The organism is Sulfitobacter sp. EhC04, from assembly GCF_001650875.1.
Taxonomy (GTDB): domain Bacteria; phylum Pseudomonadota; class Alphaproteobacteria; order Rhodobacterales; family Rhodobacteraceae; genus Sulfitobacter.
On sequence record NZ_LXYI01000005.1, the window covers coordinates 142032 to 168211 of the forward strand.

Below are 26180 nucleotides of genomic sequence, written 5' to 3' on the forward strand. Positions count from 1 at the left end.
CATTTCCTCCCCAAGAACGATAAGCAAAGGCGGCGCTTATGTTGACCTTCACCATCCGACGATTGCTGTTGTCGATCCCGACGCTTTTGCTGATCAGTCTTGTTATTTTCGGCCTGTTACAACTGGCCCCCGGCGACCCGATGGCGCAGGTTCCGCTGACCGTGCCACCGGAAGTGAAACAGAAGATGCGCGAGGCGCTTGGCCTGGGGCAGGCCTGGTACGTGCAATACTACAAGTGGCTGGTCCAGTTCTTCTGGATCGAACCCAAGGTCTTTGTCGATTACCTGACCAATTCCAGCACCCTGCTGGGCTGGTTGCCGGACACATCGCTGTACAATGGTGAATTGCGCGTGATCTCCTGGCAGACCCGCAGCCCTGTCATGGACATCGTGGCCCAGCGGATGCCGCAGACCCTCTGGGTTGTCGGCCTCAGCTATATCGTGGGGATCGTGATCGCCATTCCGATCGGCATCTATTCTGCCTACCGGCATTATTCGGTGTTCGATCAGGCCGGGACGTTCATCACCATGGTCGGCTTTTCCATTCCGCCGTTTTTTACCGGCCCCCTGCTGATCGTGATTTTCTCGGTCTATCTGGGCTGGCTGCCCTCGATCTATGACACCACCCATGTCGTCAACGACTGGGCCAGCTTCAAGGTGCAGTTCTTTCAGATGATCATGCCGGTGATGGTGCTGGCACTGCAAACCACCGCACAGATCAGCCGCTACATGCGCGGGGCTATGCTGGACAACCTCAATCAGGACTACGTGCGCACCGCCCGCGCCAAGGGCCTGAAGGAAGGCGTGGTGGTCATGGTTCATGTGCTGCGCAACTCGATGATCCCTGTCGTCACGGTCATTGCGCTGGGGATGCCCGCGATCTTTGGCGGCGCGATCATCACCGAGAACGTGTTCAAGGTGAACGGTATCGGCCAGCTGTTGCTGACCGCGCTTTTTGCCAACGATCTGCCGATGGTAATGACCCTGACCTTCATCTTTGCGATCCTGATCGTGCTGTTCAACCTCATCGCAGACGTGCTTTACGGTCTGCTTGACCCGAGGATCCGCTATGACTGAGCAAGCGACACCTGCCAGCCCGCTGGAAGCCGATATCGAAACCATCGGCGCGCTGATGGACAAGGAACCTTCCAAACCGCCGCGAAGCCAGTGGCGCGACGTCTGGGACCAGTTCCGCAAACACAAGGGCGCTGTCTTTGGCGGTGGGTTCCTGCTGTTTATCACCTTCGCAGTGGTTTTCGGCCCCTATATCTGGGATGTGGACCCCAAGGCGCTGGACATCCGCAACAAGAACTGGCGTCCCGTCTACACCCTGCTCTGGGAGAGCGGGGCCAACGCGGGCTGGGCACATCCCTTTGGCACCGATCAACTGGGCCGCGACATCCTTGCGCAGATGATCTCTGGCGGGCGGGTGTCGATGGCCGTGGGCTGGCTTGCCATGGGGCTGGCGCTGGTGATCGGCACCGCGGTCGGGGTGATCGCAGGCTATTTCAAATGGCTCGATTTCTGGCTGATGCGCTTTACCGATCTGGTCCTGTCGCTGCCGATCCTGCCGCTGGTGCTGCTGGCCGTGACCCTGTTCCGACAGCCGCTGAATTCGCGTTTCGGACCCGAGGGCGGCATGTTCATCCTCATCGTCTCCGTGATCGGGCTGACCTCCTGGATGCAGACCGCGCGGATCGTGCGCGGCGACATTCTGGCGCTGAAGGAACGGGAGTTCATCCTTGCCGCCCGCTCCATCGGGACGACATCGGGCAAGATCATCCGCCGCCACCTGCTGCCCAATGTGATCTCGCCGATCATGGTCTCGGCCACGCTGGGCCTGGCCACCGCGATCATCACCGAAAGCGCGCTCAGCTTTCTTGGCGTCGGTTTCCCGTCAGACTACCCCACCTGGGGCAAGCTGCTGGCCGACGCGGTGCCGCGGATGCAGGATTTCCCCGAAAGGGTGCTGTTGCCGGGGATCGCGATATCGCTGACCGTGCTGGGCGTGAACTACCTTGGTGACGGGTTGCGCGATGCGCTCGACCCCCGCATCCGGGGCAGATAACCGCAAAAAAGGACCACGACACCGCCCCCGCCCCTGACCGGGGGCGGGTTGCCCCATCGGCGCGCAATGGGCTGAATGATTTCCCGTTTCCCAAGCCCTTTCCGGAATACCATTCCCTCTAATGTGGTGGTGACCCGCACAGCGGCGCTTGATCCCTGCCCCGCACCCCGCCAAATGGGAAATAATTCTGGATTTGCCGACATTCGCGAATTTCCTGCCGGATCAGGCCGGAAATCATGCTGAAAGCAAGACAGATTATCTGCATGACCGGCGCAGTTTGGGGCGCCTTGGGGGATTTTGGCGATGTTTGAATCATTCGGCTTCGAGACTCTGACCGCGCCTCAGGCGGTTGTCTATTTTGCCCTGGCCATCGGGGTTGTCTTTGGCATCCTGGCACAGATCACCAAATTCTGCTTTCGTCGCTCCCTTGTCGGAGAGGACAGCCGCGCCGCCGCCGGTGTCTGGTTCACGGCACTTGCCGTGGCAGTTCTGGGCACCCAGGGCGCGGTCGCGCTGGGCTGGATCAGCTTTGACGCGCATCGTTTCATGGTGTCCGAGGTTCCCGTGCTAGCCATTGCAGTGGGCGGGCTGCTGTTCGGCGCTGGCATGGTCCTTACCCGTGGCTGCATCTCGCGGCTGACGGTGCTGAGTGGCACCGGCAACCTGCGCGCCGCCCTTGTCCTGCTCAGCTTTGCCGTGGTGGCGCATATGACCCTGAAAGGGGTGCTGGCCCCTATTCGCGTCGCTTTGGGTCAGGTCACGGTGAATATGGGAGAAGCCGTCAGCCTTGCCGCCCTGCCCGGCGGCCCGCTGCTCTGGTCCGGGCTGATCGCGGCGGCTGCACTGGCCATCGGCCTGCGGTCGGGCAACCGCCCGCTGCACCTGGCTCTGGCGGTGCTTATCGGCCTGCTGGTGCCGCTGGCATGGGTCGGCACCGGGTTCATCCTCTTCGACGATTTTGATCCCATCGCGATGGAAAGCCTGTCCTTCACCTCTCCCTCTGCCGAAACCCTGTTCTGGGGCATCGCCAGCACCTCGATCCCGGCAGGATTCGGTGTGGGGCTGCTGGGCGGGGTTGTCGCCGGTGCCCTGCTGGCCAGCCTGATCTTTGGCGGCTTCGCCTGGCAAAGCTTCGAGACGCCGCGCCAGACCGGGCGCTACCTGCTGGGCGCGGTCCTGATGGGCATCGGCGGCGTGCTGGCAGGCGGCTGTACTCTGGGCGCGGGCCTGTCCGGCGTGCCGACCCTGTCCGTCGCCGCCATCCTCGCCATTGTGATGATCGCATTGGGGGCCAAGGCGACCCATGCCCTGCTCAGAGACGCGGCCCACCCAGTCATAGGCTAATCCAGATGCTTGCGCAGGCGACGGATGAGCCCCCAAACCACCGCCACAACCGGCAGGGTCACGGCGGCGGTCAGCACCCCCTTGCTGAGGCTCGTCGCCTCGGCAACCGGATAAAGCAGGTATCCCGCCAGCGACACCGCGTAATAGCTGATCGCCACCACCGATAACCCCTCAACGGTGCGCTGCAGGCGCAGTTGCAGATCGGCACGCTTGTCCATGCTGGCCAGGATCGCCTGATTCTGGGCCGAGCGTTCCACATCCACCCGCGTGCGCAAAAGATCAGAAGCGCGGATCGACCGGGCCGACATGGTGCCCAGCCGCCGCTCTGCCGATTGCACCGTGCGCATCGCAGGCTCGTAGCGGCGCATCATGAATTCGGCAAAGCCCTGCCGCCCCATGAACCGCGTCTCGCGCAGCGCCTCTATGCGCTGATCCACAATCGCCTGATAGGCCCCCGTCGCCCCAAAGCGGAACGCGGATTGTGCCGCCAATGTCTCAAGGTCCACCGAAATGTCCAACAGCGCATGCAGCGTGTCTTCGGCCCGCGCCGCCGGCCCGCGCATCTCTGCCATCAGGTCGGTCAGCTTGGTGTCCAGCGTATTCAACTGCGGGCCGACCTCGCGCACCATGGAAAAGCCCAGCATGGAGGCGGACTTATAGAGCTCGATCTCGCAAAGCCGCTGCACAATGCGACCAATCCGGCGGCTGCCGGTGGCGGCGTCGGGAAAGACAGCGATACGCAGATGGCCCGATGAATCGATGCGGAAATCGCTGGCCACCACCGCCGCCCCGTCCAGCACCGAGGCCACGGCAAGGCTTTCCGGCACAAACCAGTCGCGCAGGTGGGCCGATATGGTCTCGTCCTCCTGAGGCCGCTCCATGACCCGCAACAACGCCGAGGTGATCCGTCCGCCGGGCGCATCATTCAACCAGTAGTCAGGAAAGACATCGAATTCCGCAGGATCGAAGGGCCGCGCGCTCAGGTCCTCCCGGATCACCATATATGTGACCAACTCGGTGTGCTGCTCCCACTTCAGCCAGTACTTCCCCATCGCGCCAAAGTAATGCGTCGCATTGGCATCAGGGCGCGGCGCGCCATAGTGATCCAGCAGGGCCGCCAGATGCTCAAAGTCCGCAGTTCGGTCACGGGATGCCGCATCACTGGGTTGTTTGATCGCCAGAAAAGCCGCCGTCGCCGGGGCCTTGAGCGACGGAAAAGGCCGCGCGTGCAGTTCGCCCGTGAGCGCATAACGTTGTGGATAGTCCTTGATCGGGGCCATGGTGGGTCCGGCTTGCAGTTGCGATTCGACGGACCATAGGCGAATTATCCAGTTTTGGTATAGAAAAGTGAACTTATTCAACAGGTTGTCGGTACACCAATGTATACCGACAACCCGCTGAAAGGCCGCAATCCACAGCCGGCTCTCCGTAAAGCGTCAGCTCTTGGCCGCGTCAAACACCTCCAGCGCCGCATTCAGCCCGTTGATCGCCGCAGGCATCCCCGCATAGACCGACATCTGCCAGATCGCCTCGACGATCTCGCGCGGGTTCGCCCCGGCGGCGAGGGTATGTTCGATGTTGACCTTCAACTGCGGGCCGGTCCAGCCGCCCAGCGACACCAGTGCAGCCACCGTGCACAATTGCCGGGTGCGGTTGTCCAGACCGTCGCGGGTGTAATGCTGCCCGTAAGCCCAGTCGATCAGGCTTTCGGACATGCCTGGAACCAGGTCATCGTATTTTCCCGCCAGCGCGGCTTCCAGACCGGGGTTCATTTCAGCCACATGGGCCCGGCCGCGTATCAAGGTTGCATCGGTCATATCTGTGGTGTCTCCGTTTCTGCCTCTAGCGTTTCATAAATTGCGACCTTGTGGTCCATAAGCGCCATGGTCTGCTGCATCAGATGCAGTTTCTCCCGGATCACTGCGCGGTGCGCCTCCAGCATCTCGCGCCGGGCGCGCAGGGTGCTGTCACCCTGCTGGCGCAGCCTGGCATAAAGGATGCGGTCAGCCTGTTTCATCCCGGTGGCGTTAAGCTGTTCGAGAAAACCGACCCAGCCCAACACGTCATTTCCATAGACTCGCCTGCCCGCGTCATTGCGCATCGGTGGCGCGATCAGGCCGATCTTTTCGTAGAACCGCAGCGTGTCGACGCTGAGCCCGGTGCGGTCGGATACTTCGCCGATCATCATGTCGTTGTTCCTTTTTCCAGGTCACGAATCGACTGTACAAGCTGGAGTGCACTCCAGCTCAAGCGAATTTTTGGCGGCGCTGTAAGGTTTTGCGACCTGCACCGGAGTTTTCAAAAACTCCGGCCCGTTTTCTTCAAAGAAAACGCTGCTAGGCAGCGCCCACTGCGATCTCAAAAGCCGGAGGCACCCATAAGGTTGAACGGGGTGCCGTGTGGCTGCACCGGAGTTTTCAAAGAAAACGCTGCAACGCAGCGCCCGCAGCGATCTCAAACGCTAGAGGCGCGCGTCAGGTTGGACAGGGTGCCATCCGTCTGCCCCGGAGTTTTCAAAAACTCCGGCCCGTTTTCTTCAAAGAAAACGCTGCAAGGCAGCACCCGCAGCGATCCCAAACGCTAGAGGCTCCCGTCAGGTTGAACGGGGCGCCATCCGCCTGCACCGGAGTTTTCAAAAACTCCGACCCGTTTTCTTCGAAGAAAACGGACCCCCAGACGAAAAGACACCCCGCTCTATCAAACGGGGTGTCTTCAATCTGCGCCGGAGGTTTCAAAACCTCCGGACCGATTTTTTCGAAAAAATCGTCTAGTCGATCAGCGGCAGCAGCTTGTCCAGGCTGGCCTTCGCATCGCCATAGAACATCCGTGTGTTCTCCTTGAAGAACAGCGGGTTCTCGATCCCGGAATAGCCTGTGCCCTGCCCCCGCTTGGAAACAAAGACCGTCTTGGCCTTCCAGCATTCCAGCACCGGCATCCCGGCAATGGGGCTGTTGGGATCGTCCTGAGCGGCAGGGTTCACGATGTCATTGGACCCGATCACGATCGCCACATCCGTAGACGGGAAATCATCGTTGATCTCGTCCATCTCCATCACGATGTCATAGGGCACCTTGGCCTCCGCCAGCAGCACGTTCATGTGCCCCGGCAGACGCCCCGCAACGGGGTGAATGGCGAAACGCACGTTCTTGCCCTGGGCGCGCAGCTTCTTGACCAGCTCGCTGACCGCCTGCTGGGCCTGGGCCACCGCCATCCCGTAGCCCGGAATAATGATGACGCTGTCGGCCTCGTTCAGCGCCGTGGCGACACCGTCGGCCTCAATGGCGATCTGTTCGCCCTCGACTGCCATCTGCTCGCCCGCCGGACCGCCAAAGCCGCCCAGGATCACGCTGACAAAACTGCGGTTCATCGCCTTGCACATGATATAGGACAGGATCGCACCCGACGAGCCGACCAGCGCGCCAACCACGATCAGCAGGTCGTTGCCAAGGCTGAAGCCGATCGCCGCCGCCGCCCAGCCGGAATAGCTGTTCAGCATCGACACCACGACAGGCATGTCCGCCCCGCCGATGCCCATGATCAGGTGATACCCGATGAACAGCGCGCAAAGCGTCATGACAAACAGCGGAAAGAACCCGCCGGTGCTGAAATACCAGATCAGGCAGATCACCGAGAGACCGGCCGCAGATGCGTTCAGGATATGCCCGCCCGGCAGTTTCGCCGCCGATGAATTCACCCGCCCCGCCAGCTTGCCATAGGCAATGACAGATCCGGTAAAGGTGACCGCACCGATAAAGATGCCCAGGAACAGCTCCACCCGAAGGATGTTGATCTCGACCGCCGTCTTCTTGGCGATCAGCGCGGCAAAAGTGCCGAACTGCGAGACGTCATAGTTGGGGTTCAGCAGGGTTTCCTGCACGTTCGCGATCTCGAAATGTGCGTTGAATCCGACGAAAACCGCCGCCAGACCCACAAGGCTGTGCATCGCCGCGACCAGTTCGGGCATCTGCGTCATCTGTACCCGCGTCGCAAGCTGATAGCCGATGGCCCCACCGGCAGCCACCAGAACCACCGACAGGATCCAAAGCCCCGAACCGGGTCCGATCAGCGTGGCCAGCACCGCCAGCCCCATGCCGGCAATGCCGTACCAGACCGCACGTTTTGCACTCTCCTGGCCCGAAAGCCCCCCGAGCGAGAGGATGAACAGGACAGCCGCGACAACATAGGCCGCTGTTGTAAAACCAAATTCCATTGCTCTGGCTCCTTTAAGATTTCTGGAACATGGCGAGCATGCGCCGTGTCACGAGGAAGCCACCAAAGATGTTGATGCCACACATGAAGACCGACAGCGCCGCAAGGATCACCACGATGCCCGCGCTTGATCCAAGCTGCATCAGCGCGCCCAGGATGATGATCGACGAAATCGCGTTGGTCACGGCCATCAGCGGCGTGTGCAGGCTGTGCGCAACGCCCCAGATTACCTGGAAGCCGACAAAGACCGCCAGCACAAAAACGATGAAGTGCTGCATGAAGCTGGCAGGCGCCACCAGACCAACCGCCAGCAAAAGCGCACCGCCGATGGCCAGCAAACTCACCTGATTGCGGGTCTGCGTCTTGAAGGCTGCCAGTTCCTGCGCCGCCTTCTCCTCGCGGGTCAACTCTTTCGGTTTGTCCTTTTTCGGTGCGGCGGCAATCGCCGCAACCTTGGGCGGTGGCGGCGGGAAGGTCACGGCCTTGCCGTGGGCAATCGTCGCCCCCCGGATCACGTCGTCATCCATGTTGTGGTTGATCACGCCGTCTTTTTCCGGCGTCAGATCGGTCATCAGGTGACGGATGTTGGTCGCATACAGCGTCGAGGCCTGGGTCGCCATCCGGCTGGGGAAATCGGTGTAGCCGATGATGGTGACACCATTGTCAGTGACGATCTTTTCGTCCGCAACGGTCAGCTTGCAGTTGCCGCCCTTTTCCGCCGCAAGGTCCACGATCACCGATCCCGGCTTCATCGCCTTGACCATGTCCTCGGTCCACAATTCCGGCGCTTCGCGGTTCGGGATCAGCGCGGTGGTGATCACGATGTCCACTTCGGGGGCCAGTTCGCGGAACTTGGCCAGCTGCGCCTCGCGGAATTCCGGTGAGGAAACAGAGGCATAGCCGCCCGAAGCGGACCCGTCCTGCTGTTCTTCCTCGAAATCGAGATAGACAAACTCGGCGCCCATGCTCTCGACCTGTTCGGCCACTTCGGGGCGCACGTCAAAGGCATAGGTGATCGCACCCAGCGAGGTGGACGTGCCGATCGCGGCAAGACCGGCCACACCGGCCCCCACAACCAGAACCTTGGCCGGGGGCACCTTGCCCGCCGCCGTGATCTGACCTGTAAAGAAACGACCAAAGTTGTTGCCGGCCTCGATCACCGCACGGTAACCCGCGATATTGGCCATTGAAGACAGCGCATCCATCTTCTGGGCACGGCTGATGCGCGGGATCATCTCCATCGCGACAACAGTGGCACCCAAATCGGCGGCCTGGCTCATCTTGGCTTCATCGGCCACCGGGCTGAAGAAGGAGATCAGCGTCTGCCCGTCCCGCAGTCTTTTCATTTCCGCGTCGGACGGCACCCGCACCTTGGCGACCACATCAGCGGCCTTCCACAGGGCGGCGGCGGTCTTGACCACCTCGACGCCCGCATCCTTGTAGGCGGCGTCGGCAAATCCCGCTGCCATGCCTGCACCGCTCTCGATCACGCAATCATGACCCAGCTTTTGCAACTGCAGTGCTGACTCAGGCGTCATCGCAACGCGGTTCTCACCCTCGAATAATTCCTTCGGCGTACCGATCTTCACACTTCTTCCCCCATTCTGGACACGCAGACGCACGCGCAGTGGTCCCGCTTTGTTTGCACTTACCGCGCGCCCCATTGATCCACAAGTAGAACACCAACCGACAGGTAATCTGCAGGCCGGAACCAAACGCTGAAGCGCCTCATTATCAGGCAGCGGACGCGGATTCGACTTCGAAACTTTATTTCACATGAGCGGAGAGAAACGCAACAATGAAACCCCAAAGACAGCAAGAAAATTCCGCAGCGCAGCATGAAGGCGTCCAGCCACTGGGTTTAACCCCGTCTTAACCAACGCGCGCCTAGCCTTTGTCATGCCGAATTTCATCCACAGACGCCGCACGTGCGGCACATACTTCTTCACCATCCGCCTGGCCAACCCGCAGGATGATGCACTGGTCCGCCGTATCGCCGACCTGCGCCGCGCCATGCGCCACACGCTGAAACACCACCCGTTCCGGATTGATGCAATTGCCGTGTTGCCTGCGCTGATCCACACGATCTGGACCCTGCCGGGGGACAGCGCCGATTACCCCAACCGCATCGGAATGCTGAAGTCGCGCTTCTCCCGCGCCCTGCCGATGCCGCCGCATCGCACGCCAGCGCAGATCGCGCGCGGGGAAAAGGGCATATGGCAACGCCGCTACTGGGAACACGAAATTCGGGACAGGGCCGATTTCAACCGCCACCGCGATCTGATTCACATCGCCCCGGTGCAAGCAGGTCTGGTCGCGCGACCGCAGGACTGGCCGCATAGCTCGCTGCACCGCGACCTCAAACGCGGCCTGCCCGCACCTGCCGCCATCGGCCATTGCACGACCGCGCCACTGGTCGCACCGGCCCTTGAACGAGATCAGGTTTTTGTTCTGCAATAAGGCGGTCGCCCCGCCAGCACCGACACGCCGGACAACCCGGCCCCATGCCCGGCTCAGACTGCTTTCAGCGCAGGTGCCACTTCGCCCGCCGCCCAGCTGCGCACCGCGTCGCCAAAGGCCTGGAACAGAATGCGCGACACCGGGTCCTGCCCGGCATTCCATTCCGGATGCCACTGGACCGACAGGGTGAACCCGCAGGCTCCCTTGACATAGATCGCCTCGGGCGTGCCGTCATCGGCGAAACCATCCATCACGATCCGCGCACCGGGCGTCTTGATCCCCTGCCCGTGCAGCGTGTTGGTGCGCACTTTCTGCGACCCCATCAAGCTGTGAAAGACGCCGCCCTGGGAAAAGGTCACATCATGGCGCAGTTCGAACTTTTCCTCGATGGTGCCGTCGGGCGGCATGCGGTGGTTCATCCGCCCCGGCAGGTCGCGGATCTCGGGATAGAGCGTGCCCCCCATCGCCACGTTCACTTCCTGAAACCCCCGGCAAACGCCGAAAAACGGCTGTCCGCGCTCCACGCAGGCCCGGATCAGCGGCAGGACAATCGCATCGCGCGCGCGGTCGAATGCGCCATGCGCCTCGGTTGCCGCCTCGCCATATTCCTCGGGGTGAACATTTGGCCGCCCGCCGGTGAACAGAAACCCGTCGCAGACCTCCATCAACTCGGTGACCGACAGGTGTTTGGGGTCGGCGGGAATGATGACAGGCACACAGTCAGAAACCGCAGACACCGCATCGGTGTTCATCTGCCCCCCCGCATGCACCTTGTACTGATCATTGATCAGGTGCGAATTTCCAATAATGCCAACGACAGGACGCGCCATGGGTCACCTACTATTGCTGCAATTGCACAAACATAGGCCATGCCCGCCGCGTGCTCAAGCGCTGCGTCAGATTTCGCCCTGCAACCCGGCAGCGGCAATGCCTGCCATGGCACATTCTGCATCTTTTTCAGACGTATCCCCCGTCACGCCGACCGCGCCGATCACCGCCCCCTTGCGGTCGCGCAGCAACACGCCGCCCGGCACCGGAATCACCTGCCCGCCATAGACCCCGTTCACCGCCGCCATGAAATAGGCCTGATCCTCCGCGCGTTTCATCTGCGCGGTCCCCGCCATACCCAGCATCACCGCGCCGTAAGCCTTGCCATGGGCAATCGCAAAACGCCCCGGTGCCGCCCCGTCCTCACGCTCGAATGCCTGCACATGTCCGCCTGCATCCAGCACCACCACAGAGAGCGGTTTCAGCTCCATCTCACGCCCCTTCTCCAACGCCTTGCGCATGATCGTGCGTGCTTTTCTCAATGAAATGGCCACGTGCCTCTCCTCTTTTTGGCAAAAAATATTCCCGGGGTGTGGGGCAGCGCCCCACGCAGGTTTCAACCCGCGCTCAGCCTGCCGCCTTCAGCTCCAGCCGGCGCGCGTGCAACACCGGCTCGGTATAACCCGAAGGCTGCTCCCGCCCCTTCAGCACCAGATCGCAGGCCGCCTGAAAGGCAATGCCGTCAAAACCGGGCGCCATCGGGCGATAGGCCGGATCACCGGCGTTCTGCTGGTCCACCACCTCGGCCATCTTCTTCAGCCCGGCCATGACCTGCCCTGCGTCGATCACCCCGTGATGCAGCCAGTTCGCCAGCGCCTGCGCCGAAATGCGACAGGTGGCGCGGTCTTCCATCAGGCCGACATCGTTGATGTCCGGCACCTTGGAACAGCCAACCCCCTGATCGACCCAGCGCACGACATAGCCCAGAATCCCCTGGGCATTGTTCTCGATCTCGCGGGTGATTTCCGCATCGCTCAGGTTGCGGCCCTCCATCACCGGGATCTCCAGCAGATCAGCCAGCGTGCCACGCGGCCCGCCTGCCCGGATCTCATCCTGCCGCGCCAGAACATCGACCTGATGATAATGCATCGCATGCAGGGTGGCCGCAGTCGGTGACGGCACCCAGGCACAGGAGGCCCCGGCCATCGGGTGGCCCACCTTGGCCGCGATCATGTCCGCCATCAAGTCCGGCATCGCCCACATGCCCTTGCCGATCTGCGCCCGCCCCTGCAAGCCACAGGCCAGACCGATATCGACATTGCGGTCCTCATAAGTACCGATCCAGACAGCGTTTTTCATGTCGCCCTTGGGCACCATCGGCCCGGCCTCCATCGAGGTATGGATCTCGTCGCCGGTCCGGTCCAGAAAACCGGTGTTGATGAAAGCCACCCGATGTTTCGCCGCGCGGATACATTCCTTGAGGTTGGCACTGGTGCGGCGTTCCTCGTCCATGATGCCCAGCTTCACGGTATGGGCTGGCAATCCCAGCACGCTTTCAACCAGAGTGAAAATCTCGTCCGCAAAGGCGACCTCTGCCGGGCCGTGCATCTTTGGCTTGACCACATAGACCGACCCCTGCACCGAATTTCCGCCTTCGCGGGCAAGGTCGTGCATCGCGATCAGCGTGGTGGTCATGGCATCCATCAGCCCCTCGCCCACCTCGCGGCCCGCGCGGTCCAGCACCGCCGGGTTGGTCATCAGATGGCCCACGTTGCGCACCAACATCAGCGCGCGACCTTTCAGCGTCACCTCCCCGCCATCAGGCGCGGTATAGCTCCGGTCCGGGTGCATCACCCGTGTCATCGGCTTGCCGTTCTTCTCGAAAGTCTCCGACAGATCGCCCTTCATCAGGCCCAGCCAGTTGCGATAGGCCCCCACCTTGTCCTCGGCATCCACTGCCGCCACGCTGTCCTCGCAGTCCATGATGGTGGAGACCGCGCTTTCCAGCAGGACATCGGCCACATGGGCCGGGTCGGTCTTGCCGATCGGGTGCTCCGCATTGACCGTGATTTCAACATGCAACCCGTTGTTGCGCAGCAAGATGGCAGAGGGTGCCGCAGCTTCCCCGCGATAGCCCGCTAATTGCGCAGGATCTGCAAGCGCGGGCACCAATGCGCCGCCTTCCACGGCATAGCCTGTCACATCGACATGCGATCCGCTGGCCAGTGGTGTCGCATCATCCAGAAACGCCTTGGCCCGCGCCACCACCTGTGCGCCGCGCGCCGCGTCATAGCCACCCGCCGGAGGCAGATCGCCCAGCGCGTCGGTGCCGTAAAACGCATCATAAAGGCTGCCCCAGCGCGCGTTGCAGGCGTTCAGCGCAAACCGCGCTTTTGTGATCGGCACCACCAGTTGCGGCCCCGGCACCGTTGCGATCTCGGAGTCCACATTGGCGGTTTCTATCGTGAAATCAGGGCCTTCCGGCACCAGATAGCCGATATCAGTCAAAAAGCTGCGGTAGCTTTCGGCATCATGCATCTTGCCCTTGTTCGCGATGTGCCAATCATCAATCTGCTGCTGAAGCGCCGCCCGCTCAGCCAGAAGCGCGCGGTTCTTGTCGCCCATCCCATGCACAAGCCGCGAGAAACACTGCCAAAAGGTGTCAGGCGACACACCGCTGCCCGGAAGGGCTTCCTCCTCGATGAAAGAGACAAGGGCAGAATCCACCTGCAAATCGTGCTTGTTCATCCTGTCTGACATTGCTTGCGCTCCCTTCACCCGGAAATTTCCAAAGGTGTACGGCGATTGCTTCTGCCCGACAAGTTTCTTGGTAATAAAATCTTACCAGTTCGAACAAACCTGACCGGCCCCCGGCGCACCCGACCCTTCCTTCGCCTCACGCAATGCACAACAAAATGGCGGCGCCGAAAAAACGGATGCCGCCATGATGGTGAATTCAGGCAAAAACCTAGTTGGAATCGCTTGTCACAGGGGCCACCGTGTCATCGGTGCTGTTTACCGTGCTGCCCGTCTCAATTGCGGGCGCAGTGTCATCACCGCCGCCCATCACGGCCAGAAAGAAGACAATCAGCACCATCACAAGGCCGAATATCATGGCCCCCTTGATCCCCAGCAATGCTGGCTTGTGGCGCTGTTCTTGCTTGTCGATATTTGTGTCGGGTGCAGACATGACTCTCTCCTCGTTGTCGTTTGATCTTTCGTTCCATTCGACCCGTTGCAGGGCACGTCTCATGGACCTAACGTGCAGGCCAACCGAACCGTTCCGGCAAAAAGAGGTATTTCCATGCGCGACGCGGCCCCCAAGACGATATATCTGTCCGACTACACGCCCTTCGGGTTTGTCGTCGACAGTGTCGCACTGGACTTTGACCTTGACCCGCACAAGACCCGCGTAAAATCCAGGATCGCATTCCGCCCCAACCCCGATGCAACCGACCGGCGGTTCTTTCTGCACGGTGAAAACCTGTCGTTGATCGCTGCCCGCATCGACGGAAAGGACGTCACACCCAGCCTGTCAGAAGACGGGCTGACCTGCGATGTCCCCGACACCCCTTTCATCTGGGAATCGGAAGTTGAGATCGACCCGGCGCACAACACCGCACTTGAGGGGCTCTACATGTCGAACGGCATGTATTGCACCCAATGCGAGGCCGAGGGGTTTCGCAAGATCACCTATTATCCCGACCGCCCGGACGTGATGAGCGTCTTTACCGTCACCATCAACGGCCCCCATCCGGTGCTGCTGAGCAATGGCAACCCGGTCAGCGCCTCAGAACACCGGGCCGAATGGCACGACCCCTGGCCCAAGCCCGCGTATCTTTTTGCGCTGGTGGCGGGGGACCTCGTGGCGCATTCCGATCATTTCACCACCATGAATGGCCGCGAGGTGGACCTGAACCTTTATGTCCGCCCCGGCGACGAGGGCAAATGCGCCTTCGGGATGCAGGCCCTCAAGGCCTCGATGAAATGGGATGAAGACGTCTATGGCCGTGAATACGATCTAAAGCTGTTCAACATCGTCGCGGTGGACGATTTCAACATGGGCGCGATGGAGAACAAGGGGCTGAACATCTTCAACTCTTCCGCTGTGCTGGCCAGCCCCGAAACCTCCACCGACATGAATTTCGAGCGGATCGAGGCGATCATCGCGCATGAGTATTTCCACAACTGGACCGGCAACCGGATCACTTGCCGCGACTGGTTCCAGCTGTGCCTCAAGGAAGGGCTGACGGTTTTCCGGGACAGTCAGTTCACCTCCGACATGCGCTCTGCCCCGGTCAAGCGCATCCATGACGTCATCGACCTGCGCGCACGCCAGTTCCCCGAGGATCAGGGCCCGCTTGCCCATCCGGTGCGGCCCGAAAGCTTTCAGGAAATCAACAACTTCTACACCGCCACGGTCTATGAAAAAGGGGCCGAGGTCATCCGCATGCTCAAGACGCTTGTGGGCGACGATGCCTATGGCAAGGCGCTGGACCTCTATTTCGAACGCCATGACGGTCAGGCCTGCACCATCGAGGATTGGTTGCAGGTGTTCGCGGAAACCACCGGGCGCGACCTGTCGCAGTTCAAGCGCTGGTATGCCCAGGCGGGCACCCCGCGCCTGACGGTCACCGAAGACTGGGACGGCAGCACCCTGACCCTGACCTTCCGGCAGGATACCAAGCCCAGCGCCGCCTCCCCCGATCCGATGCCGCAGGTGATCCCCATTGCAACCGGCCTGATCGGCCCGGACGGGTCCGAAGTGGCCGAAACCCGCATCCTTGAGATGTCGCAAGCGACGCAGCGGTTCACCTTTGAAGGGCTCTCCGCCCGTCCGACCCCGTCGATCCTGCGCGGCTTTTCCGCGCCGGTGATGCTGGAACACGATCTCAGCGACGCCGACCGCGCCCATCTGCTGAGCCATGACACAGACCCTTTCAACCGGTGGGAAGCCGCGCGGATGCTGGCCCGCAAGGCGCTGATGCCGATGATCCACGACGGGGCCGATGCCGATCCCGCCTATCTGGCCGCAATCACCACAGTGGTCAGCGACACATCGCTGGACCCCGCCTATCGCGCGCTGATGCTGGGCCTGCCCACACAGTCCGAACTGGCCGCGCTGATCCACGCCCAGGGCGGCACCCCGACGCCCGAGAACATCCATTCAGGAGTCGAGGGGATGCGCGATGCGATGGCCGATGCCCTGGGCGGTGCCGCACAGCAGATCCACGCCGCCAACCTGGTCACGGCGCCCTATGATCCCGGCGCCGAACAGGCCGGCCAGCGCAGCCTTGCCAATGCGATGCTGTCCCTGATCACCCGCCGCGACGGGGGCGAGGCCGCACAGGCACAATATGATGCGGCGGACAACATGACCAACCAGCTGGCCGCACTGGCGGCCCTGCTGCACATTGGCAAGGGCGACAAGGCCCTCGCCGCCTTCGAGGCACAGTGGCAGGACGACCGCCTTGTGATGGACAAATGGTTTGGCCTGCAGGTGCAGCAGGCGGAGCCGGAGGATGCCGCCGATGTCGCGGAGAACCTGACCCGCCACCCGGATTTCAACTGGCAGAACCCGAACCGTTTCCGCGCGGTCTTTGGCGCGCTGGCCATGCATCACGCCGGGTTCCACCACGCCTCGGGCAAGGCTTACCGGCTGCTGGCCGACTGGCTGATCCGGCTGGACCCGAAAAACCCGCAGACCACCGCGCGCATGTGCTCTGCCTTCCAGACCTGGAAACGCTATGACGCCGACCGTCAGGTGCTGATCGCCGCCGAACTGGACCGGATGCTGGCCACACCGAACCTCAGCCGCGACACCACCGAGATGCTGACACGTATCCGGGGGGCCTCGTGACCCGGCCTGTCTGCCTGATCACCGGGGCCTCCTCCGGGATCGGCGCGGCTTGTGCGCGGCTGGCGGCGACGCGCGGCTATGACCTGGTGCTGAACTACCGATCCGACCATGACAGCGCCCATCTGGTTGCAAGCGACGTGGAAAAGGCCGGGGCGCATGCCCTGCTCTGTCCCGCCGATGTGGCCGACCCGGATGCAATCGAGGACATGTTCGCCCAGATCGACGCCGAGTTCGGCCAGCTTGATGCGCTGATCAACAATGCAGGCATTGTCGATCATCCCTCCTCCGTCGCCGCGCTGACCCATGACCGCCTGCGCCGGATGTTCGACATCAATGTGATCGGCGCGATCCTGATTGCGGGGGCCGCCGTCAGACGGATGCAGGCGCAGGGCGACGGCGGGGCCATCGTCAATATCTCGTCGGCGGCGGCCCGGCTGGGCTCTGCCAATGAATACGTGGATTATGCCGCCTCCAAGGCCGCCATCGACACCTTTACCAAGGGCCTGTCCGATGAGGTCGCCGCCGAGGGCATCCGCGTCATGTCGCTGCGCCCCGGTCTGATCGAGACCGGCATCCACGCCAAGGGCGGCACCCCCGACCGCGCCATCCGCCTGTCCGGGAACGTCCCCATGCGCCGCGCGGGCACGGCAGAGGAAGTCGCGCAGGCCGCCCTTTGGCTGCTGTCGGACGAGGCCAGCTATGTCACCGGCTCTACCCTCGATGTATCGGGCGGCAGATAGGCCCCGTGACCGAGGCCATGACCGACACTGTCTTCAGCTACCGCCGTGCGGGACGCAGCCTGCGGGGGATGTCAACCCTGGCCGGAGTCTGGGCGGTGCTGCTGTATCTGCTGATCGCGCTTGAGGCCGCGCCGGTGGTGGTGGCAATCCTTGCCGTCTTTACATTGCCCGCACTCTGGGACCTGATCCGCAACCCGCTGGCAGGCATCGACCTGAGCGCAACCCATCTGCGCTGGTTCACCGGCCCGCGCGATGCGCTTGTCGCCCTCACCGAGGTTGATCATATCCGGCTGGACACGCGGCTCGATTTTTCCGTGCGCGCCAGCATCGTCCTGCCAAATGGCCGCAAGGTCAGGGTGCCTTTTGAAGCAACGCCGCCGCATCAGGCCTTCGAAGACGCGCTGACCGCCCAGGGCGTCAGCGTGAAACGGTTCCACTTTCAACTACTGCAATAACCGCCCGAAAGGCCGCTCAGGGGCGTGCCCGTGGCCGGGTTGTGCTGATCGGCTTGCAATAGCTCTGCTGCCGCAGCCAGCCGGCCATCTCGCGCCGCTTGGCGGCAGAGCGCATCGGCCCCCAGTCGGCACCAACCCCCCTGTTGCCGCGCGGGCCGGATATCACCCCGTCACGCGGCACGGTATGCGCCATGATCCGCACAGCACAGCTGAGGTTCGCCGCTCCGTTCTTCAGCGACGCACCATCCCCGACGTTGCATTTGTAGCCCCGCGCGGTGCCCGGCAGAATCTGCAACAGCCCGTACCAGCGCCCGCCACCGCCCACAGCCCAGGGCTTGTAGGTGCTTTCGTGCTTCGCCAATGCCGACAGAAATCCGACCCAGAAGGCGCGCCGACCGCGCGCGTCCGCCTGCGGATAGGCCGGACACCAGGTCTTGATGTCGCCCGGCACCATATCCACCAGCGGCTTGCCATGCGCCTTGAGCGCCGCCAGCGCGGTCCGGGTCCACAGCGCATGACCCGCCATATGCTGCCACCGTGTGCGCGGCAGGTTCGGCGCGCGCGCTTTCGGGCGCAGCGGTGGCGGGCCAGGCACCATTACAACAGGCAGATCTGGCACATCAGGTACAACAGCCAAGTCGGGAACTCCCGCGTCGTCTGACAGGTCCAGCGGCGCGGCCTGCGCCCGGACAGGAAGCGTCGGAACGGCGGCGGCTCCAACAGGGTCCACCTCACCAGGTTCGACCGGAACGACATCAACCACCGGTTGTTCAACCGGAATCGCGCGCGGCTGCGGCCGAAGCGGCGAACGCGTCTCGGCCCAAAGCGGCTCTGAAATCATGACAAGCCCGATGGTCAATCCGATAAATCTCATGGCGCGCACTATGTGCCGCCGGTTTCAGGCTGGCAAGCATGCTGCCGACAAGCGGCGGTAAAACGCAACAATACCCGCGTTTCGGCCTGATCGGTGTGAGGCCCGGAACAATCGTTAAAGTTTGAGACACTGGTGTGGAAAATACACGCTCAGGCTGAACTAATTCCCCGATATCTCCGCACCCCAGCCATGTTTCAGCCCGATTGCGAGGGCAGGTTCGAACCTATCGAGAAATCTGTCGGACTTTCCCTGAATGAAAACGCTGCGCACCCTTCTGAGCAAACACCTCCACCCCTTGGGGAACCGGCTGCGACCCCGCCCGGAACCGGAGCCGGTGCTGCCGCTGAAAACCACCATTCTGCGCCGCCGCCCACGCCCCGCCAACGGCGTGCCCTCCGCCATGCTGAGCATTTCCTGCCCCGATCCCACGGCGGAAGAAAAGCTGCGCGACCATTATCTCAATATCGGCCAGCGCATGGCCCGGCAGGAAGACTGGGACGCACTCTCGGATCTGATCCGCCAAACCGACATGAAACGCGAATTGACACCAGGCTTCATGCCGGTGGCCGAACTGCTTGCCTATGGCGCGCGCTCGGATGTGATCATGGCGGCAGAACATGCGCTGCTTGACGGCAAACCGGCCAAGGGCGCACCGCTGATGGCCGGGATCGAAGCGCTGGAACATATCCTGGCCGAACGCCCGGATGACCACATCGTCGGCGCAATTGTCGCCCAGGCACATATGGACATTGGCTGGGCCTGGCGCGGCACCGGCTGGGACGCGGAAATCCCGGAACGCAACCGCGCCGCCTTTGCCGCGCATTTCGATCGCGCACGCGATATCGTGGCAACCTACCTCGACCAGGACCGCGGCTCGCCCCTGCTGGCATCGACAAGCTGCGCCCTGCTGGCCAATGCCTCGCAAAGCGAACACCGCATTGCCAATCACTACGAGGCCCTGATCGACCTGAACCCTGCCAACCCCCGTTCGATGCGGGCCCTGGGCAATCACATGCTGCCGCGCTGGTTCGGGTCCTACGCCGAGCTTGAGCTGGAAGCGCGCCGCACCGCATCGCGTACCGAAGATATCTGGGGCGCGGGTGGCTATACCTGGGTCCAGTTCGACGCCATCGCCTGCGATGATCAGGCCTGTGCCAACCTCGACGTGGGTTTTTTCATCGAAGGGCTGCACGACATTCTCAAACGTCGCCCCAATGCCTATACCGCCAACCTGCTGGCCGCCTATTGCGCCAATTCCGTCGGCCAGGCCTTTTCGGGTAACGATCATGCCGACCAGAACCGCATGCAGATCGCGGATTGCGCCCATGACATCGTGCGCGACCACCTGACCGAACTGCATCCGATGATCTGGGCCCATGCAGCGCAGGGTTTCGACAACAACCTGCGGGTGCGCTCGCCCGCGCGCTTTGCCGCCACCGGCCGCGAGGACGCCATGCGCATCATCACCTCGCTGTTCAGCCGCGAAATCGCCGCCGGCCAGCGCATCGTCTTTACCGACGCCGGCCCGCAGGTGATCCCGGCCTAGGGCCTGTATCTTCATGCTGCGGGGGCCAGCGGTTTCTGACGGCTCTTGCGACATATCGCGCGCTATCCTATGACCCGGATAACCTATTTATCCCAGACCAAGGTGCGCCATGCTTGACCTGACCTACGAGACCCCGAAACCCAAACGCATCGCCGGGGCCAAGGACGATTGGGAACTGGTCATCGGGATGGAAGTGCACGCCCAGGTCTCCTCCAGTGCCAAACTGTTCTCGGGCGCCTCCACCCTTTTCGGGGCGGAACCCAATTCCAACGTCGCTTTCGTGGATGCCGCCATGCCCGGCATGCTGCCGGTGATCAACGAATACTGCATCGAACAGGCGGTCCGCACCGGGCTGGGCCTGAAGGCGCAGATCAACCTGAAATCGGCTTTCGACCGCAAGAACTACTTCTACCCCGACCAACCGGCGGGCTATCAGATCAGCCAGCTTTACGAACCCATCGTGGGCGAAGGCGAAGTGCTGGTGGAAATGGGTGACGGCACCGCGCGGCTGGTCCGCGTCGAGCGCATCCACATGGAACAGGACGCGGGCAAATCCATTCACGACATGGACCCCGACAGCTCCTTTGTCGACCTGAACCGCGCCGGGGTCTGCCTGATGGAGATCGTGTCGCGCCCCGACATCCGTGGCCCGGAAGAGGCCGCCGCATACATCCTGAAACTGCGCCAGATCCTGCGCTATCTCGGCACCTGCGACGGCGACATGCAGAACGGCAACCTGCGCGCCGACGTCAACGTCTCGATCTGCCGGCCCGGCGCCTACGAACGCTACCGCGAAACCGGCGATTTCGCGCATCTCGGCACGCGGTGCGAGATCAAGAACATGAACTCCACCCGCTTCATCCAGCAGGCCATCGAGGTCGAGGCCCGGCGTCAGATCGCGATTGTGGAGGCGGGCGGCACGGTCGATCAGGAAACCCGCGGCTTTGACCCCGTCAAGGGCGAGACCCGCACCCAGCGGTCCAAGGAAGAAGCCCACGACTACCGCTACTTCCCCGATCCCGACCTGCTGCCGCTTGAGATCGAACAGGATTGGGTCGACCAGATCAAATCCACTCTGCCCGAACTGCCCGACGCCAAAAAAGCCCGCTTTATCGGGGACTTCGGCCTGACCGACTATGACGCCTCCGTGCTGACCGCCGATCTGGACAGCGCAGGGTACTTCGAAGCCGTGGCCGCAGGGCGCGACGGCAAGATGGCGGCGAACTGGGTGATCAACGAATTGTTCGGCCGCCTGAAAAAAGACGACAGGGACATCGAGGAAAGCCCCGTCACCCCCGCCCAACTGGGTGGTATCGTTGACCTTATTGCCTCTGACGCGATCAGCGGCAAGATCGCCAAGGACGTCTTCGAGATCTGCTATACCACCGGCCGCGACCCCGCCGAGATTGTCGAGACCGAAGGCATGAAGCAGGTCACCGACACCGGTGCCATCGAGGCGGCAGTGGATGAGATCATCGCCGCCAACCCCGATCAGGTCGCCAAGGCGCGCGAGAACCCCAAGCTGGCGGGCTGGTTTGTGGGCCAGGTGATGAAGGCGACCGGCGGCAAGGCGAACCCCAAGGCGGTAAACCAGATCGTGGCGGCCAAGCTCGGCGCGTAGCGCCCGCCTGGACGACACGATCAGCGCGAGGCAGGGCATCTGAAAGATGCCCGTTCGCGCCCCTTGCCCGCATCGCCACCAACGCCAAAAGCCGCCGGAGAAGCCCCCATGAAAGCCCCCTTCCGATCCAGCATCCAGACCGTCAAGCCCGAGTGGATCGACTTCAACGGCCACCTCAACATGGCCTATTATTCCGTGCTGTTCGACCAGTCGGTGGATGAGGTTTATGGGCAGTTGGGCTTTGGTCCGGAGTATCAAAAGACCGGCTGCACCACCTATGTGGCCGAATTCCACATCTGCTACCTGCGTGAATTACACGCGGGCGACCGGGTGAACGCCTCCTTCCATCTTATTGATTTCGATGAGAAACGCTTTCACTGCTATCAGGAATTGTTCCACGAGGACGGCTGGCTTGCCGCCACTGCCGAGGGGCTGACCCTGCATGTGGACCAATCCGGCCCCCGCGTCGCGCCGATGCCACAAAACATCCTCGACGCGCTGGCGGCCTTCAAGGCCCGCCAGGGCGCGCTGCCCCCCGAAGCCCGCGTGGGCCGACGCATCGGCATCCGGCGGTAGGGTGGGGTTTACCGACTCAATATCTGCTGCCGTTTCGTGGTTAACACTACCTTAAGCGGAAACCGGGAGTATGGACAAATGTGGCACAAGATATAGTTGATCTCAATGATTATGGTCTGGTATGTGGAGTGAATGAAAAGTAGCCGTTCTCTTACGTCTGTTGAGTTTTGTGCTGGCGCGGGCGGTCAAGCACTGGGTCTGGAACAAGCGGGCTTTTCACATCGCCTGCTTGTCGACAACGATCAGGATTGCTGCAATACGCTGGCCGAAAACCGTCCGCGATGGAATGTGGTCTGTGCGGACATGGCGACATTCGAACCAAACGATCTGGGATTGGTCGATCTTTTCGCCGCAGGCCTGCCCTGCCCGCCTTTCTCGATTGCGGGCAAACAACTTGGGGCCAAGGATGATCGCAATCTTTTTCCCGCAGCGTTGCAGTTGATCGAAGCATATCAACCGCGTTTTGTTCTCATAGAGAACGTGCGCGGGTTCTTATCAAAGTCTTTTACGCCTTATCGAAACGAGCTCAAATCTGCATTCAATGCACTCGGGTATGACGTGGACTGGCGGCTCTTCAATTCCAGGGACTTCGGTGTTTGCCAAAGCCGCTCGCGCGTCGCAATTGTCGCGGCGCGCAAGGATGACTGGCCGTATTTCTCATTCCCTACGCCGGTTGCCCAACCTGTTCAGACAGTCGGAGACCTCTTGGTTGACCTGATGGCGGAAAATCACTGGGAGGGTGCGCCAAATTGGCAAGCCCGCGCAAGAGGGATCGCGCCAACGATTGTGGGTGGTTCCAAAAAACACGGCGGTCCCGATCTGGGGCCAACCCGTGCCAGACAAGCGTGGCGCAGCCTAGGCGTAAACGGCAGTTCCATTGCCGAAATGGCTCCCCCCAAAGGGCATTCCGATCTGCCGCGTTTGACAAATCGGATGGTCGCACGTGTTCAGGGATTTCCTGATGACTGGATATTCACAGGGAAAAAGACAGCAGCCTACAGGCAGGTTGGCAATGCTTTCCCGCCGCCAGTGGCACGCGTGTTGGGCACTGCAATCTCACAAGCGATCTCTGATGCGGATGCTGCGACCTCGTCGCTTGCGGCAGCAGAATGACCAACAAGAAGGGTGGAGCGCGCACACTTCTCCGTCAGCACTTTCTCGACAACCTCGGCAGGGTCATGGGGTCTGACGAACTTAGGGAAGTGGCTGGCGGAATAACAGAATGGGCGCGCAGGATCAGGGAACTGCGAACGGAAGAAGGATATCGCATCCTTACCCACAACGATCTCGCGGAACTGAAGCCCGGACAATATGTTTTGCGAGATCCAAAGCCGCAACCAGCCTTCGAGCGTGGCATTTCCAAGGAAACCAGAGCCTACGTTCTCGACCGAAATGGATTCACCTGTCAGCAATGCGGCGCCGTTGCCGGCGAAGCGCATCCTTACGATCAATCCCGCAAGACCCGCCTTCAGATCGGGCATGTCATCGACAAGTCGCAAGGCGGCAGCGATGAGCCGAACAATCTGCGCGCGCTCTGCTCCGTCTGCAATGAAGGGGCCGCAAACCTGACGCTTGACCGTCCGTCGCTTCACAAATTGTTGGTGCAAGTGCGACGTGCAACGGCATCCGACCAGAAGGAAGTGATGCTATGGCTAAAGTCCAAGTTTGAAAGCTGACTATGGAAATGGGCGGATTATCGCCTCGCCGCCATGCCACCGGAATGACCCCGGCGCGCCGGTGTCCTTTCGGTGCACGGCCTGTGCACGCCCTGTGTACGTTGTGTGACCCTTTCCAATCGGTTAAGAACCCCTCCGAAACCTCCGTCGAAGGATGCCCATGCCCCGTTACGAGTACAAAGTTGTCCCCGCCCCCTCCAGGGGTCTCAAGGGCAAAGGTGTGAAAGGGGCCGAGGCCCGGTTTTCCCATGCGTTGCAAGAGCTTATGAACGGGCTTGCGGGCGATGGATGGGAATATCAGCGGGCCGAGACCCTGCCCTCGGTCGAACGCGCTGGCCTGACCTCCACCACCACCGAATGGCGCAACGTGCTGGTCTTCCGCCGCCTGCGCAACAGCGACGCAGAGGCCTTCTCCCCCGAGCTGCTGCCCGCCCCGGCAGAGGACCCGGCGCCGGGGGATGTGGCGGAAAAACCGGTGGCGGCGGCGGCGGAAACGCCGGTCGAACCCGCGCCGAATCCCGCACGGAAACCCGACGTCACTCAAGCGCCATCCGATGATCAGCCCTGGGACAACGGCGTCGAGGACACCAGCGATGTGCGCAATGTGAGCACCTCGCTGGAGAAACTGGCAGCGGCAAGGAAACCTTCTGATTCAGGTCCTTAAGCGGCGTACTTAAACGTCCAGATCAAGCGCCAGCGCATGAATGCGCCCGATCAGGTCGGGGCCAAGTGCGGCGTGAACGGCACGATGCCGCGCGATGCGCGACTGCCCCTTGAAAGCCGCCGACCGGATGCGCAGGTTGTAATGCGTTTCCCCGCCCTCGCGAAAGCCGCCATGCCCCCGGTGGCTCTCGCTGTCGTCCACCACCTCCAGCTCGCGCGGATCGAAGGCGGACTGCAATGCCGATCTGATCTCTTCCGTCTTCGACATTTTTACCGTCATTTTCCTGTCAAGCCCCTTCTATCTCTGCCCGGAAAGTCTAAACTCCTCTCTTCGAGTCGAAAAGGTCAATCGTTATGTCCAAACCAGATCCCTTCGGATTCGACATGTCCGTGTCGTCTTCGAAAAAGAAAAACCCCCGCGGCCGCCGTGGCATGTCGGGCGCATCCGAAACATCGACGCGGATCTGCGATCACGAGGGCTGCGAGGAGGCCGGGAAATACCGTGCGCCGAAAGCGCCCGATGTGCTGGACGATTACTTCTGGTTCTGCCAGCAGCATGTCCGTGAATACAACCTCAAGTGGAACTTCTTTGACGGCACCACCGAGGCGGAGATGAACGCGCAGCTTTCCGAGGACAAGGTCTGGGAACGCAAGACCAAGCCGCTGGGCGATCCGGAGGCGCGGGCATGGGCGCGGCTGGGCATCGAGGACCCGCATCAGGTGTTGGGCAAGAACGCCACCCAGAACCCCGGTCGCGGTGGTCAGGCGGGGCGCAGGTTGCCCCCCACCGAACGCCGCGCGGTCGAGATCCTGGAGGTCAAGGACACGATGACCAAGCCCGAGATCCGCAAGGCCTACAAGCTGCTGATCAAGGTGCTGCACCCCGACATGAACGGCGGCGACCGGTCGCAGGAGGACCAGTTGCAGCAGGTCATGTGGGCCTGGGACCAGATCAAGGGCAGCCGCAGCTTCAAGGACTGACCGGCCAGGGTGCAGCATGGCTGCACCCTACGCGACCCGGTAAGGTACGGGTCCCCGCACCTTAGGTTCGGGAAATCAGGTGAGCGGCGCGGCTGGCCGCAACCCCGCCCGCCCAGACGGCAAAGACCAGCAGATCATCTGCCAGAACCCCCAGAACATGAATCGGTCCGGCAACGCTGCCTGCCATCCAATCCCGCAGAGCCGCCAAAAGCACGACCTGGGACCAGAGCAAATCCAGCGGTATCAGCAACACCGCGAGCACGGCCCCCAGCACAGTGGCCCCAAGAAAGCTGAGCAGCGCGCGCAGCAGGCCCGCGCCCCCCTCCCAGTCTCTTATTCA

Annotated in this window: 26 protein-coding genes; 14 read left to right on the forward strand and 12 right to left on the reverse strand. The window is 62.0% G+C overall.

Annotated features, from left to right (window positions below):
* Nucleotides 1–38 precede the first annotated feature (38 nt).
* The 3 genes from A8B82_RS02605 (at nt 39) to A8B82_RS02615 (ending at nt 3411) form a co-directional block, all read left to right on the forward strand.
* Nucleotides 39–1076 carry an ABC transporter permease gene (locus A8B82_RS02605; RefSeq protein ID WP_067287857.1) on the forward strand — a complete coding sequence of 346 codons (1038 nt, stop codon included), beginning with the start codon at nt 39–41 and terminating at the stop codon, nt 1074–1076.
* Nucleotides 1069–2067: an ABC transporter permease gene (locus A8B82_RS02610; RefSeq protein ID WP_067287858.1), complete on the forward strand. Its 999-nt coding sequence runs from the start codon at nt 1069–1071 to the stop codon at nt 2065–2067. Before A8B82_RS02605 ends, A8B82_RS02610 begins: the two co-directional genes overlap by 8 nt.
* Nucleotides 2068–2370: 303 nt before the next feature.
* Entirely contained in the window at nt 2371–3411 is a 1041-nt protein-coding gene (locus A8B82_RS02615) for a YeeE/YedE family protein (protein WP_067287863.1), read from the forward strand.
* On the opposite strand, the gene A8B82_RS02620 is transcribed toward A8B82_RS02615, so the two are convergent.
* From A8B82_RS02620 to A8B82_RS02640, 5 genes are all read right to left on the reverse strand, one after another.
* The gene (locus A8B82_RS02620; protein WP_067287865.1) at nt 3408–4691 is read right to left on the reverse strand and encodes a DUF3422 family protein; all 1284 of its coding nucleotides are present in this window, start codon (nt 4689–4691) and stop codon (nt 3408–3410) included. The two genes, A8B82_RS02615 and A8B82_RS02620, sit on opposite strands and share 4 nt — an antisense overlap.
* Nucleotides 4692–4847: 156 nt before the next feature.
* Nucleotides 4848–5228, reverse strand: coding sequence for a carboxymuconolactone decarboxylase family protein (locus tag A8B82_RS02625; protein ID WP_067287866.1), 381 nt, complete (start codon nt 5226–5228; stop codon nt 4848–4850).
* Nucleotides 5225–5599, reverse strand: a complete 375-nt coding sequence (locus tag A8B82_RS02630) for a MerR family transcriptional regulator (RefSeq protein WP_067287868.1) — start codon at nt 5597–5599, stop codon at nt 5225–5227. Before A8B82_RS02630 ends, A8B82_RS02625 begins: the two co-directional genes overlap by 4 nt.
* 579 nt (nt 5600–6178) lie before the next feature.
* Nucleotides 6179–7621: an NAD(P)(+) transhydrogenase (Re/Si-specific) subunit beta gene (locus A8B82_RS02635; RefSeq protein WP_067287870.1), complete on the reverse strand. Its 1443-nt coding sequence runs from the start codon at nt 7619–7621 to the stop codon at nt 6179–6181.
* Between the two features lie 13 nt (nt 7622–7634).
* Nucleotides 7635–9209, reverse strand: a complete 1575-nt coding sequence (locus A8B82_RS02640; RefSeq protein WP_067287872.1) for a Re/Si-specific NAD(P)(+) transhydrogenase subunit alpha — start codon at nt 9207–9209, stop codon at nt 7635–7637.
* Nucleotides 9210–9519: 310 nt separating this feature from the next.
* Here A8B82_RS02640 and A8B82_RS02645 point away from each other — a divergent pair, with 310 nt between their 5' ends.
* Nucleotides 9520–10080, forward strand: a complete 561-nt coding sequence (locus A8B82_RS02645) for an REP-associated tyrosine transposase (RefSeq protein WP_067287874.1) — start codon at nt 9520–9522, stop codon at nt 10078–10080.
* 53 nt (nt 10081–10133) lie between these two features.
* On the opposite strand, the gene A8B82_RS02650 is transcribed toward A8B82_RS02645, so the two are convergent.
* The 4 genes from A8B82_RS02650 to A8B82_RS02665 all read right to left on the reverse strand — a co-directional run bounded on the left by A8B82_RS02650 (nt 10134) and on the right by A8B82_RS02665 (nt 14038).
* Nucleotides 10134–10910, reverse strand: a complete 777-nt coding sequence (locus A8B82_RS02650) for a gamma-glutamyl-gamma-aminobutyrate hydrolase family protein (RefSeq protein ID WP_067287878.1) — start codon at nt 10908–10910, stop codon at nt 10134–10136.
* 66 nt (nt 10911–10976) lie between these two features.
* Nucleotides 10977–11402 (reverse strand): GlcG/HbpS family heme-binding protein, encoded by a 426-nt coding sequence (locus tag A8B82_RS02655; protein ID WP_067287880.1) that lies wholly within the window; start codon nt 11400–11402, stop codon nt 10977–10979.
* A gap of 73 nt (nt 11403–11475) precedes the next feature.
* A complete protein-coding gene (locus A8B82_RS02660; RefSeq protein WP_067287881.1) occupies nt 11476–13608 on the reverse strand; it encodes a malate synthase G in 2133 nt (710 codons plus the stop codon).
* 208 nt (nt 13609–13816) lie between these two features.
* Complete coding sequence (locus tag A8B82_RS02665; RefSeq protein WP_067287883.1) at nt 13817–14038, reverse strand: hypothetical protein; 222 nt, start codon at nt 14036–14038, stop codon at nt 13817–13819.
* 114 nt (nt 14039–14152) lie between these two features.
* On the opposite strand from A8B82_RS02665, the gene pepN reads away from it, so the two are divergent.
* From pepN to A8B82_RS02680, 3 genes are read left to right on the forward strand one after another with little or no spacing between them, the layout of a single operon-like run.
* Complete coding sequence (gene pepN / locus A8B82_RS02670; RefSeq protein ID WP_067287885.1) at nt 14153–16708, forward strand: aminopeptidase N; 2556 nt, start codon at nt 14153–14155, stop codon at nt 16706–16708.
* Nucleotides 16705–17448 carry an SDR family oxidoreductase gene (locus tag A8B82_RS02675; protein WP_067287887.1) on the forward strand — a complete coding sequence of 248 codons (744 nt, stop codon included), beginning with the start codon at nt 16705–16707 and terminating at the stop codon, nt 17446–17448. Before pepN ends, A8B82_RS02675 begins: the two co-directional genes overlap by 4 nt.
* Nucleotides 17449–17465: 17 nt before the next feature.
* Nucleotides 17466–17903, forward strand: coding sequence for a hypothetical protein (locus tag A8B82_RS02680; RefSeq protein WP_067287933.1), 438 nt, complete (start codon nt 17466–17468; stop codon nt 17901–17903).
* 16 nt (nt 17904–17919) lie between these two features.
* Here the strand turns inward: A8B82_RS02680 and A8B82_RS02685 are convergent, their stop codons facing one another.
* On the reverse strand, nt 17920–18777 hold the full coding sequence (locus A8B82_RS02685) for a transglycosylase SLT domain-containing protein (protein ID WP_235604600.1): 858 nt from the start codon (nt 18775–18777) through the stop codon (nt 17920–17922).
* Nucleotides 18778–19030: 253 nt separating this feature from the next.
* On the opposite strand from A8B82_RS02685, the gene A8B82_RS02690 reads away from it, so the two are divergent.
* The 6 genes from A8B82_RS02690 to A8B82_RS02715 all read left to right on the forward strand — a co-directional run bounded on the left by A8B82_RS02690 (nt 19031) and on the right by A8B82_RS02715 (nt 24860).
* Complete coding sequence (locus tag A8B82_RS02690) at nt 19031–20323, forward strand: hypothetical protein (RefSeq protein ID WP_235604601.1); 1293 nt, start codon at nt 19031–19033, stop codon at nt 20321–20323.
* A gap of 109 nt (nt 20324–20432) precedes the next feature.
* Nucleotides 20433–21944, forward strand: coding sequence for an Asp-tRNA(Asn)/Glu-tRNA(Gln) amidotransferase subunit GatB (gatB, locus tag A8B82_RS02695; protein WP_067287889.1), 1512 nt, complete (start codon nt 20433–20435; stop codon nt 21942–21944).
* A 108-nt stretch (nt 21945–22052) separates the two neighbouring features.
* Entirely contained in the window at nt 22053–22520 is a 468-nt protein-coding gene (locus tag A8B82_RS02700) for a thioesterase family protein (protein WP_067287890.1), read from the forward strand.
* 132 nt (nt 22521–22652) lie between these two features.
* Entirely contained in the window at nt 22653–23633 is a 981-nt protein-coding gene (locus A8B82_RS02705; protein ID WP_067287892.1) for a DNA cytosine methyltransferase, read from the forward strand.
* A complete protein-coding gene (locus A8B82_RS02710; protein WP_067287893.1) occupies nt 23630–24196 on the forward strand; it encodes an HNH endonuclease in 567 nt (188 codons plus the stop codon). The genes A8B82_RS02705 and A8B82_RS02710 overlap by 4 nt, the downstream gene beginning before the upstream one ends.
* 160 nt (nt 24197–24356) lie before the next feature.
* Nucleotides 24357–24860, forward strand: a complete 504-nt coding sequence (locus tag A8B82_RS02715; protein ID WP_067287894.1) for a DUF4177 domain-containing protein — start codon at nt 24357–24359, stop codon at nt 24858–24860.
* Between the two features lie 9 nt (nt 24861–24869).
* Here A8B82_RS02715 and A8B82_RS02720 read toward each other — a convergent pair whose 3' ends face one another.
* Nucleotides 24870–25127 (reverse strand): BolA family protein, encoded by a 258-nt coding sequence (locus A8B82_RS02720; protein ID WP_067287896.1) that lies wholly within the window; start codon nt 25125–25127, stop codon nt 24870–24872.
* Between the two features lie 86 nt (nt 25128–25213).
* Here A8B82_RS02720 and A8B82_RS02725 point away from each other — a divergent pair, with 86 nt between their 5' ends.
* A complete protein-coding gene (locus A8B82_RS02725; protein ID WP_067287897.1) occupies nt 25214–25840 on the forward strand; it encodes a J domain-containing protein in 627 nt (208 codons plus the stop codon).
* A 61-nt stretch (nt 25841–25901) separates the two neighbouring features.
* Here the strand turns inward: A8B82_RS02725 and A8B82_RS02730 are convergent, their stop codons facing one another.
* Complete coding sequence (locus A8B82_RS02730) at nt 25902–26114, reverse strand: hypothetical protein (protein WP_067287902.1); 213 nt, start codon at nt 26112–26114, stop codon at nt 25902–25904.
* Nucleotides 26115–26180: the final 66 nt, after the last annotated feature.

Excerpts from the sequence above, each read along its gene's own strand:
- A8B82_RS02660 (WP_067287881.1), bottom strand. The coding sequence starts at position 13,608 with ATGTCAGACAGGATGAACAAGCACGATTTGCAGGTGGATTCTGCCCTT.
- A8B82_RS02625 (WP_067287866.1), bottom strand. The coding sequence starts at position 5,228 with ATGACCGATGCAACCTTGATACGCGGCCGGGCCCATGTGGCTGAAATG.
- A8B82_RS02615 (WP_067287863.1), top strand. The coding sequence starts at position 2,371 with ATGTTTGAATCATTCGGCTTCGAGACTCTGACCGCGCCTCAGGCGGTT.
- A8B82_RS02635 (WP_067287870.1), bottom strand. The coding sequence starts at position 7,621 with ATGGAATTTGGTTTTACAACAGCGGCCTATGTTGTCGCGGCTGTCCTG.
- A8B82_RS02715 (WP_067287894.1), top strand. The coding sequence starts at position 24,357 with ATGCCCCGTTACGAGTACAAAGTTGTCCCCGCCCCCTCCAGGGGTCTC.
- A8B82_RS02620 (WP_067287865.1), bottom strand. The coding sequence starts at position 4,691 with ATGGCCCCGATCAAGGACTATCCACAACGTTATGCGCTCACGGGCGAA.
- A8B82_RS02665 (WP_067287883.1), bottom strand. The coding sequence starts at position 14,038 with ATGTCTGCACCCGACACAAATATCGACAAGCAAGAACAGCGCCACAAG.
- A8B82_RS02685 (WP_235604600.1), bottom strand. The coding sequence starts at position 18,777 with ATGAGATTTATCGGATTGACCATCGGGCTTGTCATGATTTCAGAGCCG.
- A8B82_RS02645 (WP_067287874.1), top strand. The coding sequence starts at position 9,520 with ATGCCGAATTTCATCCACAGACGCCGCACGTGCGGCACATACTTCTTC.
- A8B82_RS02710 (WP_067287893.1), top strand. The coding sequence starts at position 23,630 with ATGACCAACAAGAAGGGTGGAGCGCGCACACTTCTCCGTCAGCACTTT.
- A8B82_RS02705 (WP_067287892.1), top strand. The coding sequence starts at position 22,653 with ATGAAAAGTAGCCGTTCTCTTACGTCTGTTGAGTTTTGTGCTGGCGCG.
- A8B82_RS02630 (WP_067287868.1), bottom strand. The coding sequence starts at position 5,599 with ATGATGATCGGCGAAGTATCCGACCGCACCGGGCTCAGCGTCGACACG.
- A8B82_RS02650 (WP_067287878.1), bottom strand. The coding sequence starts at position 10,910 with ATGGCGCGTCCTGTCGTTGGCATTATTGGAAATTCGCACCTGATCAAT.
- A8B82_RS02720 (WP_067287896.1), bottom strand. The coding sequence starts at position 25,127 with ATGTCGAAGACGGAAGAGATCAGATCGGCATTGCAGTCCGCCTTCGAT.
- A8B82_RS02690 (WP_235604601.1), top strand. The coding sequence starts at position 19,031 with ATGAAAACGCTGCGCACCCTTCTGAGCAAACACCTCCACCCCTTGGGG.
- A8B82_RS02725 (WP_067287897.1), top strand. The coding sequence starts at position 25,214 with ATGTCCAAACCAGATCCCTTCGGATTCGACATGTCCGTGTCGTCTTCG.
- A8B82_RS02605 (WP_067287857.1), top strand. The coding sequence starts at position 39 with ATGTTGACCTTCACCATCCGACGATTGCTGTTGTCGATCCCGACGCTT.
- gatB (WP_067287889.1), top strand. The coding sequence starts at position 20,433 with ATGCTTGACCTGACCTACGAGACCCCGAAACCCAAACGCATCGCCGGG.
- A8B82_RS02700 (WP_067287890.1), top strand. The coding sequence starts at position 22,053 with ATGAAAGCCCCCTTCCGATCCAGCATCCAGACCGTCAAGCCCGAGTGG.
- A8B82_RS02680 (WP_067287933.1), top strand. The coding sequence starts at position 17,466 with ATGACCGACACTGTCTTCAGCTACCGCCGTGCGGGACGCAGCCTGCGG.
- pepN (WP_067287885.1), top strand. The coding sequence starts at position 14,153 with ATGCGCGACGCGGCCCCCAAGACGATATATCTGTCCGACTACACGCCC.
- A8B82_RS02610 (WP_067287858.1), top strand. The coding sequence starts at position 1,069 with ATGACTGAGCAAGCGACACCTGCCAGCCCGCTGGAAGCCGATATCGAA.